At 36.8% G+C, this 21,133-nt stretch carries 14 protein-coding genes; 4 read left to right on the top strand and 10 right to left on the bottom strand.

Annotation, left to right across the window (positions count from 1 at the left end; translation table 11 throughout):
- Positions 1–538: 538 nt before the first annotated feature.
- From E1171_RS21575 to E1171_RS21565, 3 genes are all read left to right on the top strand, one after another.
- Positions 539–2,992 (top strand): DUF5916 domain-containing protein, encoded by a 2,454-nt coding sequence (locus tag E1171_RS21575; protein ID WP_155208148.1) that lies wholly within the window; start codon positions 539–541, stop codon positions 2,990–2,992.
- A gap of 243 nt (positions 2,993–3,235) precedes the next feature.
- Entirely contained in the window at positions 3,236–3,970 is a 735-nt protein-coding gene (locus tag E1171_RS21570) for a ThuA domain-containing protein (protein WP_187696580.1), read from the top strand.
- A gap of 445 nt (positions 3,971–4,415) precedes the next feature.
- The gene (locus E1171_RS21565; RefSeq protein ID WP_155208146.1) at positions 4,416–5,279 is read left to right on the top strand and encodes an SDR family oxidoreductase; all 864 of its coding nucleotides are present in this window, start codon (positions 4,416–4,418) and stop codon (positions 5,277–5,279) included.
- Between the two features lie 379 nt (positions 5,280–5,658).
- On the opposite strand, the gene E1171_RS21560 is transcribed toward E1171_RS21565, so the two are convergent.
- Complete coding sequence (locus E1171_RS21560) at positions 5,659–6,039, bottom strand: hypothetical protein (RefSeq protein ID WP_155208145.1); 381 nt, start codon at positions 6,037–6,039, stop codon at positions 5,659–5,661.
- Positions 6,040–6,661: 622 nt separating this feature from the next.
- Here E1171_RS21560 and E1171_RS21555 point away from each other — a divergent pair.
- Positions 6,662–8,137 (top strand): serine hydrolase, encoded by a 1,476-nt coding sequence (locus tag E1171_RS21555; RefSeq protein ID WP_155208144.1) that lies wholly within the window; start codon positions 6,662–6,664, stop codon positions 8,135–8,137.
- 110 nt (positions 8,138–8,247) lie between these two features.
- Here the strand turns inward: E1171_RS21555 and xylA are convergent, their stop codons facing one another.
- The 9 genes from xylA to E1171_RS21510 all read right to left on the bottom strand — a co-directional run.
- Positions 8,248–9,576, bottom strand: a complete 1,329-nt coding sequence (xylA, locus tag E1171_RS21550; RefSeq protein WP_155208143.1) for a xylose isomerase — start codon at positions 9,574–9,576, stop codon at positions 8,248–8,250.
- A gap of 108 nt (positions 9,577–9,684) precedes the next feature.
- Positions 9,685–11,229, bottom strand: coding sequence for a xylulokinase (locus E1171_RS21545; RefSeq protein WP_155208142.1), 1,545 nt, complete (start codon positions 11,227–11,229; stop codon positions 9,685–9,687).
- 56 nt (positions 11,230–11,285) lie between these two features.
- Positions 11,286–12,740: a D-xylose transporter XylE gene (gene xylE / locus E1171_RS21540; protein ID WP_155208141.1), complete on the bottom strand. Its 1,455-nt coding sequence runs from the start codon at positions 12,738–12,740 to the stop codon at positions 11,286–11,288.
- A 94-nt stretch (positions 12,741–12,834) separates the two neighbouring features.
- Positions 12,835–14,739, bottom strand: coding sequence for a right-handed parallel beta-helix repeat-containing protein (locus E1171_RS21535; protein ID WP_155208140.1), 1,905 nt, complete (start codon positions 14,737–14,739; stop codon positions 12,835–12,837).
- A gap of 29 nt (positions 14,740–14,768) precedes the next feature.
- Positions 14,769–15,470, bottom strand: a complete 702-nt coding sequence (locus E1171_RS21530) for a phytanoyl-CoA dioxygenase family protein (protein WP_155208139.1) — start codon at positions 15,468–15,470, stop codon at positions 14,769–14,771.
- 141 nt (positions 15,471–15,611) lie between these two features.
- Complete coding sequence (locus tag E1171_RS21525) at positions 15,612–16,601, bottom strand: Gfo/Idh/MocA family oxidoreductase (RefSeq protein ID WP_187696579.1); 990 nt, start codon at positions 16,599–16,601, stop codon at positions 15,612–15,614.
- Positions 16,588–17,742 carry a glycosyl hydrolase gene (locus E1171_RS21520; RefSeq protein ID WP_222931563.1) on the bottom strand — a complete coding sequence of 385 codons (1,155 nt, stop codon included), beginning with the start codon at positions 17,740–17,742 and terminating at the stop codon, positions 16,588–16,590. The genes E1171_RS21525 and E1171_RS21520 overlap by 14 nt, the downstream gene beginning before the upstream one ends.
- Before the next feature lie 27 nt (positions 17,743–17,769).
- Complete coding sequence (locus E1171_RS21515; protein WP_155208138.1) at positions 17,770–19,380, bottom strand: glycoside hydrolase family 43 protein; 1,611 nt, start codon at positions 19,378–19,380, stop codon at positions 17,770–17,772.
- An 11-nt stretch (positions 19,381–19,391) separates the two neighbouring features.
- On the bottom strand, positions 19,392–21,133 hold a 1,742-nt coding region (locus E1171_RS21510), incomplete at its 5' end, for a sugar porter family MFS transporter (RefSeq protein ID WP_155208137.1).

The raw sequence follows: 21,133 nt of genomic DNA, 5'->3' as shown, positions 1-21,133 counted from the left end.
AAAAAAGGTTTGGTTTCCTGAATTCGGTCGATGTTTACTTCCTCATCGGGTTTATTTGTGCTTAACAATAGAGTTTATCCATACACCATTTTCAAAATGAGATAATCCATTATTCATGTATAAAGAATTAAACCATGATAGAAACAGAAGGATCAATTGAGAATTTCACCATCAAATTTTCCCTCCTTTATTCACTCCCGTTTAAGGCAACCTCAATCAAGGGGAAGAGAATTTTTATAATTATTAGAATACTTCCTATTACAGATAGCGTCATCAAATTTGAGCCTAAAACTGATCACCATTGGTCTCATCCCTATCAGAGGAAAAATATTAAAAAGGATTGCCCCATTTTCAATTTCACTATTCTCCCTAAGAAAGGCATATACCCTAAAGGTTGATGCAAAAAAATTATTTCTGAACTATGTTAGGATAAATTATGAAATCAGCAATCATAAAAATAACTGGCCTCTCCCAGACTATTTAATAACCAAGCAGTACCAACTCCTATTTTCAACTCCAATTACAAATGTTTTAATTTATGAAAAACTTATTCATAGGTATACTCTTAATTTGCTCAAACAGTAGACTATTTGCTCAAAATCTTTCTAATTACCAAATAGAATTAAGAGCCAGCAAAATAGAACAAACCCCAACTATTGATGGTAAATTAGAGGAATTCTTTTGGGAAAAAGCTGAAACAGCCACTGCCTTCACTCAAGAACTTCCTACTGCAGGAGAGCCTGCAAATCTCATTTCGGAGATAAAAGTGGTCTATGACGACAAAGCCCTCTACCTGGGGGCCACTTTATACGGTAAATCAGAGCAAATAACTAAAACCTTAACCCCAAGAGACACACTAAGAAATACGGACTATTTTGGCATATTCCTAGATCCTTATAACAGTGGAATTGAAGCCATAGGTTTTTTTGTTACTGCAGCCGGGGTTCAGTTTGATGCTACCTACCTTTATCAAGAAGAAAACACTAATTGGAATGCCGTCTGGGATGCTAAAGTTCAAATCACAAAAGGTGGCTGGCAAGTAGAAATGAAAATTCCTTTTTCTGCCATTCGATTTCCCAAATCGCATGTACAGAACTGGTCTATCAACCTCTTAAGATACCACAACCATTCAGGAGAAAAAAGCTGGTGGAGCCCGATTGATCCAACAATCAATGGTTTTCTAACGCAAAGTGGCTTACTCAATAATATAGAAGGTATTCAACCTCCCCTAAGATTATTCGCCTACCCTTACCTGTCCTCTACCTTGACAAAAAGTGATAATGGAAATTGGTCAAGATCATTTAATGGGGGAATGGATCTAAAATATGGTATTAATGATGCTTTTACCCTTGACATGAGCTTAATTCCTGATTTTGGACAGGTACAATCAGACAATGAAGTGCTCAACTTCAGTCCCTTTGAAGTAAAGTTTGATGAAAACCGTCAATTCTTTACTGAAGGTACTGCACTTTTTAATAAAGAAGATTTATTTTATTCCAGACGAATAGGCCAAAGTTTTGGGAAAGTGAAAATAGAAGAGGGTGATATAAATGAAGAAATTATACAAGAACCCCAAGAAGCCCCCTTACTAAATGCTATCAAGGTAAGTGGTCGAAATAGAAAAGGTTTGGGAATTGGCTTTTTTAATGCCCTTACCAATAAAACCTATGCTACCATTAGAAATTATGAGACAGGGAAAGAAAGGGATATTTTGGTAGATCCTTTAACCAATTTTAATGTATTAGTATTGGACCAAAATCTTAAAAACAATTCCAACCTATCCTTTATCAATACCAATGTAAATCGTTGGAATGATTTTGAAGACGCCAACGTATCTGCTTTTTTACTCTCCCTTTTTAATAAAAGTAATACATACAGGATGTCTATATTTTCTGCCTTAAGTCAGAAAGGAAATCAACTCCAAGAAAGTATGACCATGGGGTACCGTTCCTATGTCAAATTGGAAAAAGTAAGTGGTAAATTTCAATACGGTTGGCAAACAAATGTTGAAAGTAAAAATTATGACCCAAATGACTTGGGTTACCAAAGCCGAGTAAATGAAATTAATCATAATTTAACAGGGTCTTATATCAATAACAGACCGAAATCTGCCTTGTACAATTGGCTTCGTTTAGATTTGAATTTATTTTATGATCAGCAATATGCTCCTAGGGCTTATTCAAATTGGAAAATTCTATTAGAGACGACCCAACAATTAAAAAATTTCTGGACCTACTATCTTTTCCTTCTCACTTCCCCTAATAATGAACATAATTACACCGAAGCAAGAGAAGAAAACCGAAGATTTGTATTACCGCCCATTTACCAGATGCACTCCTCGGTAACCACTGATGAGCGCAAGCGTTTGGTATTTAATGCATACTTTGGAGTTAATGGGAGAACTCAATGGAATGAATTTAATAACTGGCATGGTGGGGGGCTAACTCTAAGAGTGAAAGATAAGTTTACCTTTGAACACCAATTAGAATATACCAGAGAAAGAAGAAATAGATTCTTCGTAAATGACGAAAATGATGGTGTGGAACGTATTTTATTTGGAATAAGGGGCATGAAAAGATTAATCAATACTTTTAATACCACTTACACCTTTAATAAAAAAATGAGCCTCACCTGTAGGTTAAGACATTATTGGAATAAATTAACTTTTAGGGATACTTTTTATGAACTGGACGAACAAGGTTTGTTATTCGAAAGTAATTATATGGGGCTGGATAATGAGGGAAATAATATTCACAATGTAAACTTTAATGCTTTCAATGTAGATTTAATCTATACCTGGAGGTTGGCTCCTGGAAGCGAATTAAGTGTGGTTTGGAAAAATGCTGTTATGACGGAAGAAACCAATACTGAAATTAATTTTGGCCAAAACTTAAGCAATATCCTAAGTGCCTCCGCTAATAATTCAATTTCCATAAAATTACTATACTTTCTTGATTACCAAAACCTGAAAATTACCAAAAGGAAAATATAAAAAATGCCCAAACACCATAAAACACTGATTTTGATTATTAAAATATCGCAAAATTATAGAAAGGTAAAATAATGGCCTAAAAAAGGTGTGGTTTCGCGAAAACGGTCGAAGTTCACTATCTCAATGGGTTTATTTGTGCTTCATAAATAGCTTTATCCCAAAATCATTTTCAAAATGGGATAGACAAGTATTCATTAATAAAGAATCTAAAAAACAAGAAAAGCACAATTTTACATGGGAAGAATGACAATCAAATTAATAATCTTTTTCACCTTTTTCCCTAGCTTGAATTGGACCAAGGGGCAATCACAAATTAAAAAAATCAATATCCTATTTATTACTGGAATGGGAAACAAATATGAAGGTCATCCCAATCAAGATTGGACTCATCCTTACTTTAATTCTATTATCGAAGAGGCATTAAAAGAGATTGCCCATATCACCATTACTGACCACCTAAATATCCTAAACAGCAGTGCATTAAAAAAATATGACCTCATCCTCAATAATTCCTTATTTCAGGAACCCGATGAGAAAGAATTTAAAGCATTTTCAGAATTTATAAAATCTGGCAAGTCCTATTTTGCCTTTCACGCTGGCCTAGTCAGCTTTGTCAATCAGGAAAAGTATGAAGAAATCATAGGAGCCCATTTTATCAATCACGATGATTTAAAAACAATAAAGGTCGATACCTACGATGCCGTCTATGGCAATTGGGATTTAACTAAAAAACCAAAACATCCCATTACAGAGAATTTGGAAAATTTCAAAATCCTGGATGAACTGTATTTAATGGAATTCACTACGAATGAAAATGATGTCATTGCCCGATCTGAGGCCCATCCAATTATGTGGACAAAGAACTGGGGAAAAGGTAAAGTCCTATGCCTTACACTTGGGCATTTCGATCACGCTCAAAGCTATAAGGGTTTTCAACAATTATTGGTTAATGGGATCAAATGGCTCAACCAACCTTAAAAAGGTTGATTATAGACTCATGAATAAACCTTCTAAAATCTTCATTTAAATGCTATCATTCTAACCCAATTGAAGGACCAAAGAAATGCTATTAAACAGCTACGCCCCAGCCCAAAGGCACAAAAAGCTATGATTAGCACCTTAGGGAGATTAAAGGAAAATGATTTTCCATAATGAAAAAAGAAATAGAAAAAATAAACTTTAACGAATATTTGTTCGCCAATAACAAAGCCTTTACCTTTGTAAAAGAAAATAAGAAAGAATAGAAATGCGGGATAATAAAGAAAATCCTAGAGGTGATAAAATAAAGAATTTCTTTGTAATACCCAGAAAACAAATCATTAGGCTAGCAAAGACTAGAAGAATAAGTTAAATATTGAAATTTCGAATTTTTTTAATTTTATACCGAATAAATATTCGTTTAAGCCGACAAAATAGAAGTAATATGAAAAAGATCGTTTTGATTACTGGAACCTCAACAGGACTAGGATTAAAAACTGCAATCCTATTTGGCATGCAAGGATTTAAAGTTTATGCCACTATGCGGAATTTGGAAAAAAAAGAAGCATTGCTAAAAGAAGCCAAAGAAAAAAATATTGATTTGCACATAGAACAACTAGATGTATCTGATTCCAATAGTATTCAAAAATGTATAAAAAAAATCATTGAGCAGAATGGTAGAATCGATATTCTGATAAATAATGCTGGGGCCGGCTTTGTCCGCACAACCGAGCACGCTAGCCAGGAAGAAATTGAATGGGTTACTGATGTAAATTACTTTAGTGTTATCCGTACTACTAAAGCAGTATTACCTTTTATGCGTAAGGCAAAGCAAGGACATATTATTAATATAAGTTCTGTTGGTGGTTTAGTGGGGCAACCTTTTAATGAACTGTATTGCGGAGCTAAATTTGCAGTTGAAGGATACACAGAATCCCTTGCCACCTATTTAACTGAACCATTTGGCATTAAGTTTTCTATTGTAGAACCAGGTGGGATTTCATCGGAATTTGCCAATTCCGTCCTGAAGAATGTCGAAAAAACTGGAGGTCTCCAAAATGATGAATATTTACCCATCTTTAATTCCTATATGGGAAGTGCAAAAAAACGATCAGAAAATGAAGATAGTGGGATTTACCAAAGCCCGGAAGAAGTTGCACAAGTGGTATTGAAATGTGCTTTAGATAAAAACCCACCTCTAAGAATCAGAACTTCAGAATGGGCCAATGAATTCTGCCATTTAAAGACTTCTGCCGATCCAGATGGAAAAAAACTTAACAAGGAGGTAATTGATCAATTATTGAAATAAGCAATTAGTTTTTTAGAATCAATTCCATAATTTCTCAACTTCAAAAGGCTGTGAGCCATTTAACTGTGGAAATTGATGGTTTAATTTACTTGCCAAATAAATTTAACCACCGCCCAAGTCTCATTACAAAAGAGTAAATTTTTTATGTGAAGTAATCCTAGCACTTTAAAAAAATGCTAGGATTTTTTTAATGAATACCTTAACCAACGGTAATTGTTTCCTATCAACTTGCCCATTACTGAAACTCCCACCCATTAACTCATTTTCAACCTCAACATACAAAAATTAGCCGACACTTATTTTGTACCGGCTAAAGCTAATCTATATACTATAAAGTAAAAATTTGCGAAACCTCTCCCATTTCACAAACTATCTTCCCCTATTTTCTCCTAACGAAAAATTTATCACCACCGCTCTCCATTAATAAATTACATTTGGCTATTACTGCCTGTAGTTTAATGTTTTGTTGTAACTCTTGTTCTGTACCTGTGGCATGGTGAATCAAATTATTATGCTGGTCATATACAAAAACCTCCTGTGGAAAAGAAATCATCTCCTCCATTACAGGGCTCATGGCTTCACTGGCTAAGGCCAACTCTTCCTCAGGGCTTAAGATCATTTCATAAGCTATGCTTATACCTGCACTATCAGCTTTTTTGGTAACTCCAGCATAAGATGAAAGACTTAAAGTTAAGGCGAGAGCTCCAAAGAATAACATATTCGAAAAAGGCTTTAAAGAGTTTGTTGATTCGATTTTCATAGCTGTATATTTTTTGGTTTTGAATTAATAGTTTGTGCCTCATATAATTCAACTGCTGTGCCAGAATAACCAAAACACGCCTATACAATCAATGAAGGTGTAATATCAATTTTTCCTACTTAAGAAAATGTTCATTATTGAACAAAATTTGTTTAAAAGTGCACATTTTAACCCTATTAATTTATGCAAATCTATTGAGCGCATCATTCATTGACAGCTTAGTTTCGCGATGTTTAAAAGAGAGGCAGGGAGTTTCTTCAAATCAGGTAAAAAAACAATAGTTCGGAACACACTGATCTTGTTTGGAGCAAACCCATGAAAAAATAAGATTTCAGGGCCAGCAGGATTTGGGGGTTTATCTTTTATTCCTTCATTGATTAAGTTGTTATTATTTTTCTGTCGAGGATTTAAAAAGATATTTTAAGGCCAATTATGAAAAAGTGGATAAATAGAATTTAAGGTGATAAAAGAGTTAAGATATCTTTTTAATAAAAATTAAATTCTGAAATTTACGCCATATATAAAAAATGGAAATGAAACATAGGTGGAATTTTGACCATTTCTAGAATAGATTTAATAATTGAAAATTGAATCCTTATAACTTAAATAATCCGTGCAAAAAATGTACAAAAAGTATTTTTTAACCTTCATATTATTGATAAGCCTTCAACAGGTACATGCCCAATTGTTAAGTCAAAAAATAGATAGCCTGGGTCAAATTACTTTGGAAAGGACCAAAACCATTGGAGGGTATTTATCTATTATAAAAAATGATTCCATTATTTATTCATCAGGATTTGGATATAATGACTTACAAACCAAATCACAACTTACGGATTCTACTATTTTTCCCATTAGTTCTAACACCAAGGCCTTTAATAGCATATTATTATCACAATTTGTGGAGGAAGGCAAACTTGACTTTAATAAACCCTTAAAAGCATATTTGCCAGACCTGGAATTTAAGAATGATTTTATTACTTCGGAGGTCAATTTAACGGATCTATTAACCCATAGATTCGGATTCCCCAGATATGATTTTACCCATTATATGCTCAGCGAGGAAGAGAAAAAAGACCCCAATAAATCCGTTTTCAAAAAACTTAAGTATTTAGAGCCAACTTCTAGTTTTCGAACTCAATTTCAATATGGCAATAATCAATATATTCTTGCCGCATATCTTTTGGAAAGATTATCCGGAAAAAAATGGGAAGAATTACTAGAGGAAAAAATATTAAGCCCCTTGATGATGAGGGATACACATTGGGATTTGGAAAAATACAAAAGTGCCAACAATAGATCTTTAGGATATCAGAATGGAAATTTAATTGATATAGATTATGCAGCTCCTATCTATAGCGTTTCAGGGATGGGTAATTTATTTTCAACCATTCATGACCTGGAAAAATGGTGCCGTTTCTTAATTAATGGAAATGATTCCATACTGTCAAAAGAGCTAATAGATTATAACCTTAAAGGTCATTTTGCTATTGGTTTTGAAGAACCCTATCCTGGATTTTCAGCTCTGGAATATGGTTTAGGCTGGTTTGTGTTTGATTATTATGGTCATAAGGTAGTAATGCATCATGGAGATAATATGGGGCACCAAAGTTTAATCGTTCTTCTTCCTGATGATAATCTATCCTGGATACTACTTGCAAATGAGGGATTTAGCGCTCAAAGCTTTCCATTTAGAATGACCTTTTCATTGCTAGATCTATTTGTGGGTAAAGATTTAAATGATTGGAATCAGCTATTGGCCAGAAACCCAAAGATATTCCTTAGGCACCCAGATTCTTTAAAGGTTCAAAATAATAATCCCACCCTCAAAATTAGAGATTATAAAGGGCTTTATAGACATGAAGGCTTTGGAACAATAGAAATTTCTATGATTAAGAATAAATTAAAAGTTCAAGCTGGGAATTACACCGAAGAAATAACTTATTACGGAAATGATTCATTTAGGGCCTTCTCTAAAGAGTTTAAAGAGGACTATATTTTTAAATTTAATCTAAATGAAGAGAATGAAATAATTTCTCTAGAAACCGATTTAATTGAACCCAGTGTGGGATTGATAGAATTTAAGAAGGTTCTTTAATAGGCCAAAAATAAACTTCCTTTAGAAGAAGACTTCCTATATTAAATATTAAAGAAAGAGACATGCTTTCTCTCAAGTATGTCCCTTTTTTCTAAATATTAATTTAAAACCTAGATATACTGATTAATCAAATTCTCAAATAATTCCTGCCTTCCACTTGTTTGTACGGGTTCTCCGTAGGAATGCCCAAGCTGACTCAATTCTTCCAAGCTAAGGTTTCCTTCAGCAAAATCCTTTCCTTTGCCCTGATCAAAGGAGGCATAACGATCTGATCTCCATTTAGAATAAGAAGATTTAGTCCTGATATCTTCTGCCATAAGCAAAGCACGGGCAAAAGCATCCATACCCCCTATATGGGCATAGAACATGTCAACCAGGTCGGTTGAATTTCGACGTACCTTTGCATCAAAGTTTATTCCTCCTCCTTGAAACCCTCCAGCATCCAGGATCACTAATAGGGCTTCCGCCAATTCATAAAGATTATTGGGAAACTGGTCCGTATCCCAATCGTTTTGATAATCCCCTCGGTTGGCATCTATACTTCCCAGCATTCCGGCATTTGCTGCCACCTGCAATTCGTGCTGAAAGGTATGGCTAGCCAAAGTAGCATGATTTACTTCTATATTCAGTTTAAAATCCTTTTCTAATCCAAATTCCTTCAAGAAACCAATGACGGTAGCACTATCAAAATCATACTGATGCTTTGTTGGCTCCATTGGCTTAGGCTCAATGAAGAATGTTCCTTTAAAACCATTTTTACGGGCATAATCTTTGGCCATATGAAGAAAACGAGCCATATGCTCCAATTCCCGTTTCATATCTGTATTTAATAGACTCATATAGCCTTCTCTTCCTCCCCAGAAGACATAGTTTTCTGCTTCCAGTTCTATGGCTAAATCCAGGGCATTTTTCAATTGGGCACCGGCAAAAGCCACCGTTTTAAAGTCAGGGTTGGTGGCTGCCCCGTTCATATAGCGTGGATTAGAAAAAAGGTTAGCGGTACCCCATAATAATTTTACTCCAGATTTAAGTTGTTTTTCCTTAGCATAATCCGCCATAATTTGAAGCCTTTCTTCTGATTCGTTTAGGCTCCTACCTTCATCCACCAAATCAAAATCATGAAAGCAATAATAAGGGACTCCCAACTTAGTAAAAAACTCGAAAGCGGCATCCATTTTCTCTTTGGCCCTTCCAATTGGATCCGCATGAGTTAACCAAGGCAATTGTCGGGTTCCTGGCCCAAAAGGATCTGAACCTGTGTTACAGAAAGAATGCCAGTAAGCAGCTGCAAAACGAAAATGCTCTTCCATAGTTTTACCAGCCACAACTTGCTCTCGATTATAATATTTAAAAGCCAATGGATTATCCGATTCCTTTCCTTCAAAAGGAATCTTTCCGATATTTTTAAAATATTCTTTTTCTCCAATTACTATACTCATACTTCTATTATTTAAAATTATACAATGTCTTTTTGAGAGGTTCCTCCTTTAGGTTTTTAGGGTTATTTTTTGGTTTTTTAAGACTCTGGAAAAAATCCTCTTAGATTTTCAAACAAGCTCACGGTCAACCCTGGCGATTGTGCCATTGATACCAGCCTGGTACTTTTCCATGGCTAATATTTGCTCCAGGCCTAATTTCCAGTTTTTATATGCTTCTTTATATTGCTCTACTTTTGACATATCCGGTTCAATTACTTCAGTGCATGTGAGACCTTTAAAGGCTTCCTCAAAAGAGTTAAAATAACCTACTCCTATAGCACTTCCCAATGCTGCACCTACACTTCCATCCGTATTATACATATACAAACTTACCCCACTGATGTTGGTGAAAGCTTCTTTAAACAGAGGACTAAGAAACATATTAGCATTTCCTGCCCTTATTCTGGAAATATCTATTCCTAAGTTTTTTAGTATTTCCATTCCGTAGTTCAAGGCAAATACGATCCCTTCTTGTGCAGCCCGGAAGATATGTCCCTGATGATGTTTGTTAAAGTTTAACCCCTTCATGGTGGCTGAAAGCTGTCGGTTATGGAGCATTCTTTCCGCCCCATTTCCAAAAGGATAAAAATGAAGGCCTTCAGCACCTAATGGAGACTTTCCTGCCTGGTCATTCATTTCTGCATAAGAAATATTTGGGTTAAAGGTTTGACGAACCCAACGATATAAACTCCCAGTCCCATTTACACAAAGTAGAACTCCATTGATTGGATAATCAGGACTATTGTTTACATGCAAAAAGGTATTTACCCTAGAGTGAGGATCACTGATCTTTTTATCTGTTACCGCGTAAATCACCCCTGATGTTCCAGCAGTAGCGGCCACCTCACCTGGTTTTAAAGCATTAAGAGAAAAAGCATTATTAGGTTGATCTCCTGCTCTATAAGTGATCGGAGTTCCTGCTTTCAAGCCCAGTTCATTAGCCATTTGAGCACTTAAGCAACCTTGCATCCCAATTTCCGAAACTAATGCAGGGATTAGGCTTTCCTCAAATTCGTAATATTCCATTAACCTCCTAGACAACTCATTCTTCCCATAATCCCAAAAAATTCCTTCTGATAAAGCAGTGCAGGTAGTGGTAATTTCTCCGGTCAACTTCATGGCCACATAATCTCCAGGCCACATGATTTTGTGAATTTTTTGGTATATTTCAGGCTCATTTTCTTTTACCCATTTGAGCTTTGAAGCTGTGAAATTTCCCGGAGAATTCAACAAGCGACTTAAACAGTATTGATGTCCTAAATCCTTCAGCGCCTTATCTCCAATAGGAACTGCTCGACTATCGCACCAAATAATAGAAGGGCGAAGAACCTTTTTCTCCTTGTCTACTAACACCAACCCATGCATTTGATAAGTAATCCCTATAGACTGAATCTCCAGGGGGTCAAAATTGGCAGCCACAAATAATTGCTGACATCCTTTAACAATACAGTCCCACCACATTTCCGGATTTTGTTCGGCCCATCCAAGACTGGGAGCATCTATTCGAAGTTCACCTTCCGGATAATAAGTTGAAGCTACCACCGATCCCTTTTCTGCATCGTACACTGTAATTTTGACCGAAGAGCTTCCTATGTCTAATCCTAAGCATAGCATATCTTATAGTTTTTCAATTTTTAAATTGCCTGAAAGAAATGAATAAAGTCTCCATTTTAAGTTGGAACATTTTGACTTTCATTTTTTAATTTTTTCTCCTCCCAAAGGGCTTCCATTTCTTCCAGTGACTTATTTTTGGTTTCCGGAACCAAATACTTATTAAAGAAAACCGATACCACACACATGACCCCATAAACCCAAAACGGGAAGGCTCCATTAAACTTTGCCAACAAACTTTCATTTTCCATCATCATAGGAAAGGTTTGGGAAACCACAAAATTGGATATCCATTGAGCGGCAACTGCGATGGACAAAGTAATTCCTCTTACTCTGTTTGGAAAGATCTCCGACAACAAAACCCAGGTAACCGGCCCCAGAGATAGGGCAAAAAATGCAATGTAACCCAAAATAAAGAGCAATAACCAAACTTCTGTATTTTGAAAATATGCTGCAAAACCTATGGCCAAAATACAAATTCCCATTCCCAATGAACCCCAAACCATCAATGGTTTGCGACCAAATTTATCTACAGTAAGAATTGCAACTACCGTGAAGGCCATATTCACAACGCCAACGACAACGGTCTGGAGCAATGCAGCATCATTTCCACTGCCCATCTTCTTAAAAATCTCCGGGGCATAATAAAGGAACACATTGATCCCCGTTACCTGCTGCAAAACGGAAAGCCCAATGCCAATTAGTAAAACTTTTATTATTGCAGGCCTTAAGATTTCTTTGAGATGTACCCTAGTCTTTTTTGAAATTTGAATGGAATCGTCGATAGCCCTTAACTCATCTTTTGCCTTAGATGGGCCAATAATCCTTTTTAAAGTTTGATACGCTCTGTCAGTTGCCCCATTTAATGCCAACCATCTAGGGCTTTCTGGAACAAAAAACAGAAAGATCAAGAAAATTAAAGCGGGAATGGCTTCCGATCCAAACATCCAACGCCACCCTTCCTCTATATTCCAACTATTATCACCCTGTAAGGCTATAAAGTAATTAACAAAGTAGACCAACATAATACCAAAGACAATGGCAAATTGATTGAAAGAAACCAAACGTCCTCTAATAGGGGCAGGGGCGATCTCGGCAATATACATAGGAGAAAGCATGGAGGCAATTCCTACACCTGCTCCTCCGATAATTCGGTAGATAATGAATACCGTAAATTGTTCCGGTAAAGCTGATCCAATAGCTGAAACTAAAAACAATATAGCCCCAATAATTAAGGAAGGTCTCCTACCAAATTTATTACTTAAGGGGCCAGCTAAAAAAGCCCCAATGATACAACCTACCAAGGCACTGGATGCTGCCCATCCCATTTGAATAGCAGTCAAACCAAAATAGGTCCTGACCGAACCAATGGCGCCGGAAATAACGGCTGTATCATATCCAAACAAAAGCCCTCCCAAAGTGGCTACCAGCGTAATTCCTATGACAAAACGACTATTATATCCTGAATTTGGAAGGGCTCCCTGCTTTTTATTTTGTTTTTCTAAAACTTCCATAAAGTATAATTTACCAATAATTAGTTTGCTAATTGTTTAATTATTAACCCCTTTTTGAAAATGAAACATCTTATTACATCCATTTCTGATTTTTTTAAGTCCCTCCTAACCCGGGCTGTGGAGAAGATTCCAACAAGGAAATTTTCTTCAGTTCAGTAATAGTTGCAAATGGGCCTGGAACAGTAAAACTTCCCTTCCTAAGCTTAGAATTAAAGTCTCTTTTAATTTCTGGGCGTATTGGAACATTTTGGATAGCTTGTTTGGAGTCCAACACAAAAAATAAATTTTCCGGCAAAAATTTGGTAATAGCTAGAATTCCCTGACTATTTGATCCAAAACCTATTTTTTGCCAATCTGATAAATCAACATTGGAAGGGAATTGTGTGCTTACATAAAGGTTATTATCAGCCTGGTTTCCTATTCCATCAAAGGTGATTGGTTTTCCACCATCTATAAAAATATTGTTAAAAACTTTATTGTAATTTGCGGTAAGTGGTTTCCCGTTTAATTTTCTTTTAGTAGCTACCACAGCATTCACCAAGGGCCCTGTAGTATTAGCCACCAAATTATGGTAAACCATTAAATAATCCGTGTCATTTCCATATATCCCATTTCCATCGATATTCCATATAAAATTATTATCGACAAGATTAGGAACTTTCGAGGCCTCCACAAAAATGCCCCCTTGGATGTTCTGAATATCATGGATAATATTGGCGGTCACTCTGGAAAACTGAATATCCCAATCCAACCAAATTCCATTACCTCCCTGAATATTGTAAATGTGATTCCCTTTTACCAGAGTTTTAGTGGCCTTTAGGATTTTTATTCCTGAACACTCCCAATAATTCTCGGCATCCTGCCATCCACAATTGTAAATTTCGTTATTGGTGATAATTCCCTCTTTCACCGAATAACTTCTAATTCCTGCGGTACCACATTCATAAATCAAATTATTACGGATGATCATGCCTCCAAGATCCTCATCTCTTCTAGGTTGAATGTTTTCTGGATTTGGATCTTTAAACTCAAAGGCATAGTAGCCAAATTCCAGTCCTGAAGAATTATTTTGTCGAATCGTATTGTCTTCAATTATCCAATGATGTCCTCCCAGTGCTGTAACAGCCCCCGTGCTTGTTCGCAAAAATCCATTGGCACAATGCTCAAAAGTAAGACCCCGAATTTGAATATAACCCATCCCAATCTTTTGGGGTTTAAAAAGATAAGATTGCACCCCCACTTCAAAAAAGTCATTATTGGGGTCTTTTCCACCGAAAGGATGAATATGAACTGTCTCTCCATCTTGACTTACCCAAAAAGAACCAGGAACTTTGGATAAATCCCCGTAATCTTCTAACTGAATCATACGTTTTCCATTTTGGAAGATTAAAGCCCTTTTGGAGTTGTAAGGGGCTAATTCCTTCACAAGCTTAGCCCAGGGCATTAATTTGTGTTCTTCAGGAGTAATGTTGGGAAGCTTAAAAGGGTAATAGCCATACTCAAAAAAATCATCAGATATTTTTGTCATCCAAATTTTTCTTGACCAACTATAGGTGAAAGTGGAATCATCTATGGCATCTGTTTTAGCCTGCCTCTGCTCCCATGATGTATTTAATATCCTTGACCCTCTAATGATAACCCGTTCCCCAGGAGCACTTTCATAGGAGATCATTTTTTCAGCACCAGAACCTTCATTTTTTGGTCGTATAGTTTCTCTATAAATGCCCGAATAAATAAGTATCCGTTCCCCAGCTTTTACCAATTGGGCAGCTTTGTTTATAGTTTTTAAAGGCAATTCCAGAGTTCCTGGATTTTCATCTGAAGCCTTAGGGTGTCGTTGGTTAACAACAATGGTTTTGGAATAGGCAGTGGTGTTTTCCCAGGATCTATAACTATCCCAATCAAACTTCTCGAATCCATTTTGAGCAACTAAAAAAAGGGATATACAATTAAATAGAAAAAGTCCAATTGCTCTTTTGACTAATTTAGTGGTCATCATTTTTGCGGGTTAAGGTAAAAGTAAAAGGATTACCTTTCTTCAATCACTTCAGAAGTAGAAAATCTATATCGCATGTTCCGGTAAACAGCTATATCCGTAATTTCCTCTGGTGTATCCTTTGGCATGGCCCTAAAATTGGTTGAGATTCGATATTTACCCGTAATCGGCAAAACCCGATGCCAAACATGACCATGAAGAAAAACCACATCTCCTTTTTTTGGCGACAAAACCACTTGTCCTTCCATGTCAGCATGAGGTTCCCCTTTTGGCAATTCTCCTTTTTTATGTGAACCAGGGACAAGAATAACCTTTCCCCCTATATCAGGGGAAATATCATGAGTATAAACCAGGCGGTTTAGGTTAAATTGATGAGGGTTTTCAGGCGGACAATCCTGATGCCAGGCTTGCCCTTTGGTTCCTTTTTTGGAGAACATGGCCATGCAGTAAAGGTTACTCCATCCTTCTCCAAGAATATGAGCTGAAAGCCGAGCAAACTCTGCGTTTTTTTCAATTTTCTCAAAAATCATCACCCCCTCCCGCATTGGGAACCAGGGAATAACCTCCGTGGCTGATTTTTCTATAAACTCATCATTATGTTCCCAATTAGGATTCAACCCATAATGTCCCAGAATCAATTCATTAAACTGGTCCATCATTTCAGGCGGGAAAAAATTCTCCAGATGTAAATAACCCTCCTCCCAAAATTTGATAGCTAAGATGTGATTATTCATGGCTTTTAATGTTTTGAATTTCGAATTGAAGTCGAGATATGCCCATTTAGGGTTCATATTTATCGTTTTATTTTTTTGAATGAAGTCCAATTAGCTTTCCTATTTCCATCCTTCTCCCATCCAATTTTCTACGCATAAAAACTAAGAATAAGCTGCCTCTTGCTTTTTGGGGTCCATCAATTGATCAGCCACTTGAGCCATATGTTGTTGCAATTTCCTACTGAAATGCAGTGGCATAATGACTGATTCTTTTTTCCCTCCTAACAAATCAGCATTTACCGCCTCTATTTCAAAATTGAAACCGAAACCTTTTCGAGGATCAATAAAATGTTCCACACAGTTTTCCATTTCATATAAAAAGCATTCCTTCGCTCTCCAAAAATCTGGAATAGCGATATATCCATTCTCTCCAATGATGTAGGTCCAATTATTTAGCTTACACCGAAAAGCTGTAGTTAAAGTCGCCAGGGCATCTTCGTATTCAAACAACATGGTCACATCGTTATCTACCCCAGTAGAAGCTTTTCTTCCTAAGCTGATTATATTTTTTGGATCTTTCTTATAAAAAAGCCACGCCATGGCAATTGTATAAACCCCCATATCCAAGAGGGCCCCACCAGCCAATTCCGGATTATACATCCTACCTTTAGGATCAAAAGGAACAGGATATCCAAAATCAGATTTGAGATGTTTAATTCTTCCTATTTTGCCTTCTTCCACCCATTGTTGGGCTTTTTTAATTGCAGGAAGAAAATAGGTCCACATACCCTCCATCAAGTAACCTCCAGTCTCTTTAGAAACTTTAATTAGCTCTTCCAATTGGGCAGGATTAATGGTTATGGGTTTCTCACATAACACTGCTTTTCCTGCCATTAGGGCATTCCTTGAGTTTTCTAAATGAAAAGTATGAGGTGTTGCCACATAAATGGCATCAATTTCCTCATCGGCATATAAGTCCTGATAAGAGTTATAAACTTTTGGGATCTTATACTTTTTGGCAAATGCTAATCCCCTTTCAGAAGAGCGAGAAGCCACTGCTATTAACTCTCCTTTTTCTACAAATTGGAAATCGTGGGCAAATTCATGTGCGATGATTCCAGGACCTACTATTCCCCATTTAATCTTTTCCACTGGCTTGTTGATTTAGATGACTACCAAGATCTTCATAAAGAGTTGGAGAAGAATGAATATATTTCTCTTTTGAAATTTCTTTCTTCCATTTACCATCAATCAATTTGCTGGTATGCAGGCGGGCATCCACCCTTTTGAAAGTTGGATTTTCCTTCCACATTTCATGAGCCTTCCAATGACAATTGATGTAGCTAATTGCCTTAACGACATCAGGATTATCATTAATGGTTTTAAAGAAGGGCTTGAACCATTTTGACCAGGCCTCCTTTGCCTGTTCGGGATTGGAAAGAATAGTTTCTTTGGTATTCCCATCAAATTTTACAGTAAAATCTGAAATGGTTGGAGAGGCCTCGGCAATAAAAACTGGTTTGTCATTTTTTCTGGCAAACTCAATCATTTCCTCCTCCTTCCATCTGGCAAAAAATGAAAAAGCACACCAATCCACATAATCATCCCCAGGGTACCAGGCTTCTAATTGTTCTTGGTTGGAAACGAATCCAGTGGACTGCCAAACAAAAGCCACATTTGTAATGCCCATATCGTCGTAAATATTTTTTATTCGACGGTAGGCTTTTAAGTAGAAAATTCTATCATAGTGATTCCATAGATGACCGTCAAATTCATACCCAATTCTTAAAAAGACAGGACGGGGAGCCAATCCTTGAAGAAAACTACCTAATTTCTTTATCAGATCATCCCTTTCTCCTTTTGCAACAGCTTCTTCATGATTTACCATGGATAAACCAATAGCCAAAGCCATATTTTCAAAATTTGGGTCTCCCAACTGTAGAGACATATTACTAACATTATCCCCCCAATCATCAGTAGTCCATACTCCATCCAGGCCTTTTTGTATGTATCCAAAGGAAGTGTCCCCTGGGGCCAAATTCGTATACATGGTAAACCCTGCCGGTTTTTTATAGTGATCAAGATAGCCATCATTATAAGCCTCCAAACCACCTATGGCATGCAATTCCTGCCCCACAAAAAGTAAGACTTGCCCATCTTCAGGTTCAAATTTAGCTTTGTTGATTCCAGCCCTACTATCTTCAGCCTGGGCTTTTAAAACAGGGACTTTTTCATTTTGCTTACAGGAAACCAAGCAAAAGACACCAAGAAGCAATACTATTATTCTATTCATGCTAAATTTAGATTAATTTGAGTTCGGTTAATATTTATCGATTTCCACTTCCCTATATTCGAACCAGTCAAAATCGGCATGTTTTTGTCCACCACTTAAGTCCTGGCAAGCGATTCCCACAAAAGCCCCGGTAAAAGCAGGTCTATAGCGATTATTCAAATACTGCACGTAATCATCGGACAAAATGCTTCCATCCAATACAGGTCCTATTTTAATCCACTCTCCTTCTTTTATTGCATAATAAAACTGTAGGTCGGCACCATTAAAGTCGGCCTTAAGGAAAATTCTTTTTTCTCCAGTTAAATCAACCATTTCCTCCAAGGGCTCAGTAATATTAAATTGATCACAACTAAGAAGATTCAATAATTTTTGCGAACCGTCATCATTAGACGTTAGGTGTAAATAATGGTAATGGCTGGTATTGTAATAACAAACTAGGCCCGCCATTTGCTGGAAATAGTCCGGTTCAAATTCCAGACAGGTAGATGCCTCCACATGTTTGTGTTGCAACCTTCGGGCGATCAAACTTTGGTAATGAAAAGAAGAAAGAGATTCCTTTCCTCTCATTCTTAGGAAACCCGGTCTCTCCTTCAAGGACAGCCATTCTTCTGTAACCGGAAGCCGTAAAGACTGAAAATGAATATTCAAGAAAGACGTATCAAAATCATCCCTACCAGGCTCTTTCTTAAATGGAAACTCCTCCAATTGAGGTGCATCTACTAACTCAGAAGGCTCATTTCCTCCCTGAGCCAAAACTGGCCATTCATCCTTTTCCCATATTACCTTCTGAATTGCCGTTTCTCTTCCCGTAATGCACCTTCCACGCCTGGTAAGGGGTCTTCCTACCAGAAAAACAGCATACCAATCGCCATTTTGGGTTTGTACCAAATCTCCATGGCCGGCCTTCTGTAATTTTAATTCCGGATTATTCCGACTACTGACTAACGGATTTTGCGGATGTATTTCAAAAGGACCATGTAGGCTTTTCGACCGAACTAGCGTAAAAGCATGGTTATATTCTGTTCCTCCCTCTGCCAGGGCCATATAAAAGTAACCATCCTTTTTGTATATATGCGGGCCTTCTGTAATTCCCAATTCTGTTCCTTCAAAGATATGCTCCGCTTTCCCAATCAACCTTTTCAATTTGGGGTCGTATTCCTGGAGGATAATTCCCCCAAAAAATTTTCCTTTCCTATGGTCAACCAACATGCTGACATACCATTTACGACCATCCTCATCATGGAATAAAGAGCCATCAAACCCACTGGAGTTTAAATGAATGGGATCAGACCATTCCCCAAGAATATCATCTGTCGTCACCAAGTAATTAGGTGTATCCTTCCAAGTGCCATCGAATGATTTGACATTGCTAAATACCAAATAAAATGTCCCCTTATCATAAGATAGACAAGGTGCCCATACCCCACAGGAATCAGGGACGCCTAACATATTTAATTGGGAAGTACGGGTTAACACCCTTCCCACCAATTTCCAGTTTATCAAATCTTTGGAATGATGAATTTGCACTCCTGGGAACCATTCAAAAGTACTTGTGGCTATATAAAAATCCTCCCCCACTCGAATAATGGAAGGGTCAGGATTAAAACCTCTTAGAATAGGATTCTTTATCTTTCTCATAAAGCCTTTTTTTAATTTCTAATTAACTCGGCCTCCAACTCTTCCAAAGTCTTTCCTTTGGTCTCCGGGATATATCGCACTACAAAAAATAGGCATAATATCATGAAAATCCCAAAAAGAAGGTAAGTAGCAGCTGAACCTATAAATTCTAATTCCATGGGGAAGATTGTGGCTACAATAAAACTTGTTAAACCATTTGCTGCACCTACCACTGCAATAGCTTTGGCCCGTAATCGAATAGGGAAAATCTCGGAAAACATAGCCCACATGACTGGTCCCAGAGAGATTGAGAAACCCGCAATAAATCCAAGGATTCCTATCAACACCATAACACTATTAATGTTAATAGATTCTTTCAAAATAGAAGGTTTATAGATTTCACTAAAATTCTTTAAAACAGATTCCTGTTCTTCAATCGAAAATTGACTTGTCAATTGAGATTTAATAGAAGAGAAAAATTGGGTTTCTTTATCAAAGATTTTTCCTTCTATTTGGATTAATGTTTTCCTAAGAACTTCAATTTCACTTTTGGACCTTAATAGGACGGGACTTTGCAAATCAATTGACCCTACTAAAGCCACGTTCTTATACAAACTAGCTTTATTTTGGCCCACCACAGTGGAATCTGCCAAATAATTATTTGGATACTTTATCTTGGCCTGTTTAGATATTTCAGCTCGATAGGCTTGTTCACAAACCCTATTTATTCCTTCTTGCTTTATAGCATAAGTTCCTTTATGAAAGGAAAAGCTAACCAACAAAAAAGAAGATGCCATGATAATGGTTCCTATAATCAACAGAGGTCTTCTGCCTAGTCTATCGATCATGAACATGGATAGTATGGTAGCAGCAGTAAACACTAAACCAACCACAATGGCCATTAAAAAGGCCGTATCCATTTTGCTTCCCGCACTTTCAAATATCATAGGTGCATAATATAGAACCGCATTTATTCCAGAGAGCTGTTGAAAAATGGCCAAACCAAACCCTATGAAAAATATAAACTTTAATTGTTTGGAAAATAGCTTTTGGGTAGGAGCCTCTTTTTGTTTTTCTGATTCTGTAAGCGCCAGCTTAATATTTTTATATTCTTTTTCAGCTTCTTCCTCCCCACAAGATTTTCTAAGAATTCGAAGTCCTTCCTCTTCTCTTCCTTTTTGGATTAACCATCTAGGGCTTTCAGGAATCAAGAAAAGTAATATAAAATAAAGCAAAGCAGGAAAAAAGCCTATTCCGAGCATCCATCTCCAATTAATATCAGGATCCAAAACAGTTTTTAATATGAAATAATTGGACAACATGGCCACAGAAAGCCCAACCACAATGTTGAGTTGATTAAAAGTCACTAACCAACCCCTATGCTTAGGAGGAGCAATTTCTGCAATGTACATGGGGGCCACTAGTATAGCTACTCCAACTCCCAACCCAGCAATTAACTTTGATACAATAAAAAGAACAATATTGGGAGATAAAGCTGTTCCAGCTGCACCCACCATAAAAAGAATAGAGGTTAACAATAGGGCTGGTTTACGACCGATCTTATCAATTAAAAACCCGACAATAAAATTCCCGAATAAACCTCCCAAAATAATAGCGCTGGAAGAAAGTCCAATTAAAAAGGGAGCATTAGATATACCAAAGGTTACCCTATAGAAAGGAACGGCTCCACCATTTACTACTCCATCAAATCCTAATAAAAAGCCTCCTAATGCCACGGTGAGTGCTACAAATACAGGATATAATTTATTTTTTT

Origin of the sequence: Xanthovirga aplysinae, assembly GCF_009711365.1 — a bacterium.
GTDB classification, from domain to species: Bacteria; Bacteroidota; Bacteroidia; order Cytophagales; family Cyclobacteriaceae; genus Xanthovirga; species Xanthovirga aplysinae.
Note: the sequence above shows the minus strand (reverse complement) of the source record. Positions and strands in the feature narration are given on the sequence as shown.

Bases quoted from the DNA above. Each gene is read 5' to 3' on its own strand.
- E1171_RS21570 (WP_187696580.1), top strand. From the start codon at position 3,236: ATGACAATCAAATTAATAATCTTTTTCACCTTTTTCCCTAGCTTGAAT.
- xylA (WP_155208143.1), bottom strand. From the start codon at position 9,576: ATGAGTATAGTAATTGGAGAAAAAGAATATTTTAAAAATATCGGAAAG.
- E1171_RS21515 (WP_155208138.1), bottom strand. From the start codon at position 19,380: ATGAGAAAGATAAAGAATCCTATTCTAAGAGGTTTTAATCCTGACCCT.
- xylE (WP_155208141.1), bottom strand. From the start codon at position 12,740: ATGGAAGTTTTAGAAAAACAAAATAAAAAGCAGGGAGCCCTTCCAAAT.
- E1171_RS21530 (WP_155208139.1), bottom strand. From the start codon at position 15,470: ATGAATAATCACATCTTAGCTATCAAATTTTGGGAGGAGGGTTATTTA.
- E1171_RS21560 (WP_155208145.1), bottom strand. From the start codon at position 6,039: ATGAAAATCGAATCAACAAACTCTTTAAAGCCTTTTTCGAATATGTTA.
- E1171_RS21545 (WP_155208142.1), bottom strand. From the start codon at position 11,229: ATGCTATGCTTAGGATTAGACATAGGAAGCTCTTCGGTCAAAATTACA.
- E1171_RS21565 (WP_155208146.1), top strand. From the start codon at position 4,416: ATGAAAAAGATCGTTTTGATTACTGGAACCTCAACAGGACTAGGATTA.
- E1171_RS21555 (WP_155208144.1), top strand. From the start codon at position 6,662: ATGTACAAAAAGTATTTTTTAACCTTCATATTATTGATAAGCCTTCAA.
- E1171_RS21535 (WP_155208140.1), bottom strand. From the start codon at position 14,739: ATGATGACCACTAAATTAGTCAAAAGAGCAATTGGACTTTTTCTATTT.
- E1171_RS21575 (WP_155208148.1), top strand. From the start codon at position 539: ATGAAAAACTTATTCATAGGTATACTCTTAATTTGCTCAAACAGTAGA.
- E1171_RS21520 (WP_222931563.1), bottom strand. From the start codon at position 17,742: ATGAATAGAATAATAGTATTGCTTCTTGGTGTCTTTTGCTTGGTTTCC.